The organism is uncultured Amphritea sp. (assembly GCF_937127095.1).
Taxonomy (GTDB): domain Bacteria; phylum Pseudomonadota; class Gammaproteobacteria; order Pseudomonadales; family Balneatricaceae; genus Amphritea.
The window spans coordinates 1-4,662 of record NZ_CAKZLP010000082.1 but is presented as its reverse complement, the minus strand read 5'-3'; the positions used below and the strand labels follow the sequence as shown (position 1 = coordinate 4,662).

At 45.4% G+C, this 4,662-nt stretch carries 10 protein-coding genes; 9 read left to right on the top strand and 1 reads right to left on the bottom strand.

The annotated features are described in order from the left end of the window. The 7 genes from Q0499_RS21495 to Q0499_RS21465 all read left to right on the top strand — a co-directional run. The coding region (locus Q0499_RS21495; protein ID WP_299204303.1) for a hypothetical protein at positions 1–295 on the top strand (295 nt) is incomplete at its 5' end. Positions 296–342: 47 nt separating this feature from the next. Continuing rightward, entirely contained in the window at positions 343–558 is a 216-nt protein-coding gene (locus tag Q0499_RS21490) for an AbrB/MazE/SpoVT family DNA-binding domain-containing protein (RefSeq protein WP_299204300.1), read from the top strand. Beyond that, positions 555–965, top strand: a complete 411-nt coding sequence (locus Q0499_RS21485; protein WP_299204297.1) for a type II toxin-antitoxin system VapC family toxin — start codon at positions 555–557, stop codon at positions 963–965. Before Q0499_RS21490 ends, Q0499_RS21485 begins: the two co-directional genes overlap by 4 nt. A 27-nt stretch (positions 966–992) precedes the next feature. Further along, positions 993–1,202: a hypothetical protein gene (locus Q0499_RS21480; RefSeq protein WP_299204294.1), complete on the top strand. Its 210-nt coding sequence runs from the start codon at positions 993–995 to the stop codon at positions 1,200–1,202. Between the two features lie 8 nt (positions 1,203–1,210). Beyond that, positions 1,211–1,753, top strand: coding sequence for a GNAT family N-acetyltransferase (locus Q0499_RS21475; protein WP_299204291.1), 543 nt, complete (start codon positions 1,211–1,213; stop codon positions 1,751–1,753). Then, a complete protein-coding gene (locus Q0499_RS21470; RefSeq protein ID WP_299204288.1) occupies positions 1,743–2,039 on the top strand; it encodes a hypothetical protein in 297 nt (98 codons plus the stop codon). The genes Q0499_RS21475 and Q0499_RS21470 overlap by 11 nt, the downstream gene beginning before the upstream one ends. Further along, positions 2,036–2,338, top strand: a complete 303-nt coding sequence (locus Q0499_RS21465) for a hypothetical protein (protein ID WP_299204285.1) — start codon at positions 2,036–2,038, stop codon at positions 2,336–2,338. Before Q0499_RS21470 ends, Q0499_RS21465 begins: the two co-directional genes overlap by 4 nt. 60 nt (positions 2,339–2,398) lie before the next feature. Here the strand turns inward: Q0499_RS21465 and Q0499_RS21460 are convergent, their stop codons facing one another. Continuing rightward, positions 2,399–3,160, bottom strand: coding sequence for a DNA-binding protein (locus Q0499_RS21460; RefSeq protein WP_299204282.1), 762 nt, complete (start codon positions 3,158–3,160; stop codon positions 2,399–2,401). Positions 3,161–3,393: 233 nt separating this feature from the next. On the opposite strand from Q0499_RS21460, the gene Q0499_RS21455 reads away from it, so the two are divergent. Continuing rightward, on the top strand, positions 3,394–4,482 hold the full coding sequence (locus tag Q0499_RS21455) for a site-specific integrase (RefSeq protein WP_299204279.1): 1,089 nt from the start codon (positions 3,394–3,396) through the stop codon (positions 4,480–4,482). Next, complete coding sequence (locus Q0499_RS21450) at positions 4,472–4,624, top strand: hypothetical protein (RefSeq protein ID WP_299204276.1); 153 nt, start codon at positions 4,472–4,474, stop codon at positions 4,622–4,624. Before Q0499_RS21455 ends, Q0499_RS21450 begins: the two co-directional genes overlap by 11 nt. Positions 4,625–4,662: the final 38 nt, after the last annotated feature.

Below are 4,662 nucleotides of genomic sequence, written 5' to 3'. Positions count from 1 at the left end.
GGGCGCCTCTGTAGGGCTTGGTATCCGTGAGATTCAGGGAGTTATGCGACTGTTTGCGGGGATGTCCCCGGTACCCCTTCATGGTCATCAGAAATATCATCTATTTGGAAATGCGCAGATTTCAAGCCGTGTTCTAAATTATCCAGAACCGGAGCACCGCCTACCACTTCAAACATCCACTTCATACTTGATCTCTTGGTTACTTTTTGAAGGAAACTCTAATCACGAATTGCGTTCAGAAGAGTGTACAGAGCAACACGCATCTGAGCTAATCTTTACCTATTGCTTTATGTAAAGAATATGATATCTTTACTATTGCAGATAAGTAAAGAGGATAGTTGTATGCCAAAAGTCAGCGCAAAAGGGCAAATCACTTTGCCAGCCAGTCAACGAGACGCCATCGGCGTGAAGCCAGGTGATGAAATAGAAACTTTCGTCGTGGGCGATCAGATCAATATTGTAAAAAAGGTCGCCGGTGCCGCCAAAGGTATGTTGAAGAACGTCAAAGCGAAGGCCCCTATCAGCGATGAACAGTCTATGGAGTCCGTCCTGTCGTGATCGCCATTGATACTAACGTTTTGTTGCGGTACCTGCTCGAAGATGACACTGATCAATCGGCAAAAGCTGCAAAGTTGATAGGTGGATCTGAGATTGTGCTTGTGACCGATGTGGTTTTGGTAGAAACCGTTTGGACACTCAGAGGTGCGAAATATCAACTGAGCAAACCTGAACTGATAGATGTTATCAAGGCGCTCTTCCAAGAACCAAACATTCGTTTTGAGGACGGTCAGGCTACATGGGTCGCGCTCGATCAGTACCGTAAATCCAACGGAGCAGACTTTGCTGATGCTCTCATCGTGAATAAGGCGAAACTCACTGCCAACAGGCTTGGTGAAACATTCGGTGGGTCATATACCTTCGACAAGGCAGCACAGAAGCTACCCGGGGCGAAAACGCCCAAGTAATATAAAGGACGGGATAGGAGACACATAATGGTCTGGGTTGTAGCTAATAAAGCAAGAAATACTTTTTTAACATTCGATGATGACGACAAAATGGTTATTACTCGAAAATACACTGACTCCACAGCATTCGATGACTCCTCTGAAGCGATAGCTAACGCAAATGAGCTGGCGAAAAAGTTCAGGATGTCACCTCTTTCTCCTAATTACGACGATATGCTTTTCGCACAACTAAGGTAGCAGGATACATGGTTAAACTGTGGATGAAGAACTGTAGTCACCGGGTTGAAAGGTTACCGGTAATTTCGTTGTCCGTGTCAGATAATTACTACAAAGCGTTCACCTCACCAAATCCTGATCACAACGCCAGAATCTATAATGCCGCTGAAGTACTGGTTGGAAAGACGACCTTTGCCGTATCGCCCCTCTACGACCGTGTCTACTTATTCGACATTGAGGTAATACCTGAATACCGCCGTCAGGGATACGCTACCGCAGTCCTCCGGTATTTGACAGGAACCTATAACCATCCCATCACAGCGATAAAAGAACTCTACGGTGCAAGTGATTTCTGGGCTTCAGCACGCCGACTAAAGGAAGTTGGGATTATCGTTACAGAGCCGTTATCGTGTAGCGAAATGGATCACGAAGCCGCCCGGTGGCAACACTTACAACCCGAAGTAGACCGCCTTGATAAACTCATTAACGAACGACTTACCGTTTACAACGAACCCTGGCACTCAGCTACAGGACGAGGCCTTGAAACGATGGGACTTAAAGATGACAGGTGAATTACCAGAGCTTCAAAACCAAAAACGCTTAATGAACGTTGTTGCAAATTGCTGTAAAGCAGACTGGGAGTATACCGAGGCTGTTGGGTTGATTGGCCATCCGATTCACATAGATAACAACGCATGGGTTGCTGTAGTTGGCGATGGTGCTAACGCGAGTTATGAGTGGGTGCTTTTCAAGGATGACGGCTCTCTGATTACCACAAGCAACCGAGGATACGGAATCAGCTCGATTGCACTGCGCGACGGTATAACAGAATACTGGGATGGTGAGGAAGCGCTATGAGCAATAAAGATTTGAACGACCAGGTCGAGCAAGAGTGTAGAGAAGTATTGGAATCGCTTGGGGCCTTAGCGGCCACTTCCACGATCATCAATAAACTGAATAAAGTATTTGCTCACACTGAAGACCGGAAGCTTCAAGCGTTGTTGGGTGATCTCATAAATAAGATACCAATTTCTGGTGGGGTGACGAAACATACACCTCTACGTTACGCACATGCAATCCCTACTAAAGAGATTGAACTTCACTGTCGATCGCTTCTTGGGATGGATCCATATCAAGAGCCTGTTTCCAAGTATTAGACAGTCTAAACCGGTGCATTCTGCCCTCAGAATTTCTGTACCTCAAAAATAATTATAACGTCATGAATCCCATACTTCACTGTCCTTTAATTCCTCCAGCTGCTCTTTATCAAGGCTCCCCTTAACGATGGCCATGACACCTACTTTAACTAACTTGATCCGCTTCTCCTGTGCTGCAGCGGAATCCAGCTGAGCCTTACCCAGCGCTTGCTGAGCGACATTTGTAGCTGCTATCTGATCTTCTATCCTCCGCTGCTGCTCCTCTATCACACGCCCCATAGAGCGACATTCAGCAGCTTTAATGTTGAGTTCAGACAACAATTCATTTTTTTCAGTTGCAAGCTGGCGGATCGCTCCCGTCTGCTGATCCAGCGTTTTCGTTAACTCTCCATTCTCGATGGTCAATGCTTTAATCTGATCAGATAGTTCCTGCACTCGCTCTTCACTTTTAACCATGATTGATTCGATATCAAGACGTTCAGCTTGCAGTGAAGCCCGGTCAGAATTGACCTGCTGCAGTTTAGATTCAAGTTCCTTCCTGGCCAATAGTTTTGCAGTTTCCCATAAAGAGCTAAGAGCGCTCGTTATCGGCTCCGGGATAGACGTATCGATCTGGTCTGCTGTCTCTACCTGCTGATTCCGATACTCACGAATGTATTTTTGGACTGTGGAGTCGCTACCCGTACTGATGGCCACATGCCGTCGAACAGATAATACCGTTGGTTTCTCCTCTTTTGCCTCAAGCTCAGCACAAGCTCTGAAAACGATCGCCTGACTCCAGACCTTGCTGCGATTACCTGGGCCTTTATCGAAATTAGGCATGACTGCCCTCCCCTAACCTATTATTAACTGTATTACTGTATATTACATTAAATACAGTAATACACAATTATATTGATATTAGTACCGAGATTGTATAATATCCGTAGTAGATATTTTTTTTTGGTGTTCGTGGTAGGTTTGCTGGTCATTACCAATAAGTACTAAAGCTTGTTTCAACAAGTGCTAAAATTTTTACACAAAGGCCTAAAATTTTACGTAAAGGACTAACTCATATGACTAATGTGGTGACAGCTCCAGCAAACGCACTTTCAGTAGCAAAGCAGCAGCTGGCCAAACTGAAAGCAGATGACAGCAATCAAACATTCAAAGGCATCTATCCTTTACTCGATACTCCGCTGATCGGTGAAGCGAACCCGGCTACTGTTTACTTATCGCAATACCAAGGCACCAGCAAAAAAACACATACAAAACGCCTCAGCCAGATTTCCCGGTATTGCGGTGCGCCTCGTAACGATTACCAATGGATCAATTGGTCTATTTTTACCGCGCCACGGATCCGGGCTTTTATCACTGACTTATATGAACCTGAGATTGTTAATGGCGAATATAAACAACGGGCTCCTAATACACTCAATGGCTACCTGGCGACACTCAAAGGGGTCATGAAAATTGCTTTCAAAGCCGGTCTCATAACACATATGCAGTGGACAGATATTCAAGATTTGAAGTCACTAAAAAACGATGCGTCTCCCGCAGGTAGAATGGCAAGCCAGCAGGAAACCCAGGATCTCGAAAAAGCCGTGGATGATATGAGGCTCCGCAATCCAGCAAAGGCCGCAAGAGATCGGGCCATTTTCCGATTAGCATTCTTTTCAGGAATTCGGCGGCATGAGTTTAGCCACCTGGATTACTCACACTTAAATTTAAACGAAGGTACGCTGATAGTCCTAAGTAAAGGCGGCAAAAGACCCACAATAGAGCTTAGCCAAGATGTTATATCGGCACTGGTGGAATGGCTGGCCTTCCGAGGAAACGGCCCTGGCGCTATCTTTACTCGGGTACTCATCACCGGAGATATTACGGATCAGAGGCTATCAGATGAAGGAATACGCTACCTCTTCAACTCCTACTCTAAGGTATTAGGATCTGAACGAATCACCTGTCACGACGCACGGCGAACATTCTGCTCTAACGTTCTTGATGACGACGAGATTGACCCTAAGACGGCTATGGACCTGATGAGGCATAGCAGCTTCAATACTACCGCGCTTTATGATCGCCGGTCAGGAACCAAGAGGAGATCTGTAGTAGATCGTTTAAGTAAAAGCATCCTCAACGGGACACCAGAAGATGAAAAATAACTCCAATGATTGCAGCAACTGCGAATATTTAAAAGCTGAAATTGAACGGCTCAAAGAAAAGGTAGGCTATCTGCAGGTTGAAAATAAAGCGTTTGAAGTTAACTTACTAATGGGTTCGAAAGTAAGCGAACATCATTTATAATGTAGGCTCCGTTCGCCAAGCTTATCGGATATTTACAC

Excerpts from the sequence above, each read along its gene's own strand:
- Q0499_RS21460 (WP_299204282.1), bottom strand. The coding sequence starts at position 3,160 with ATGCCTAATTTCGATAAAGGCCCAGGTAATCGCAGCAAGGTCTGGAGT.
- Q0499_RS21470 (WP_299204288.1), top strand. The coding sequence starts at position 1,743 with ATGACAGGTGAATTACCAGAGCTTCAAAACCAAAAACGCTTAATGAAC.
- Q0499_RS21450 (WP_299204276.1), top strand. The coding sequence starts at position 4,472 with ATGAAAAATAACTCCAATGATTGCAGCAACTGCGAATATTTAAAAGCT.
- Q0499_RS21455 (WP_299204279.1), top strand. The coding sequence starts at position 3,394 with ATGACTAATGTGGTGACAGCTCCAGCAAACGCACTTTCAGTAGCAAAG.
- Q0499_RS21475 (WP_299204291.1), top strand. The coding sequence starts at position 1,211 with ATGGTTAAACTGTGGATGAAGAACTGTAGTCACCGGGTTGAAAGGTTA.
- Q0499_RS21490 (WP_299204300.1), top strand. The coding sequence starts at position 343 with ATGCCAAAAGTCAGCGCAAAAGGGCAAATCACTTTGCCAGCCAGTCAA.
- Q0499_RS21480 (WP_299204294.1), top strand. The coding sequence starts at position 993 with ATGGTCTGGGTTGTAGCTAATAAAGCAAGAAATACTTTTTTAACATTC.
- Q0499_RS21465 (WP_299204285.1), top strand. The coding sequence starts at position 2,036 with ATGAGCAATAAAGATTTGAACGACCAGGTCGAGCAAGAGTGTAGAGAA.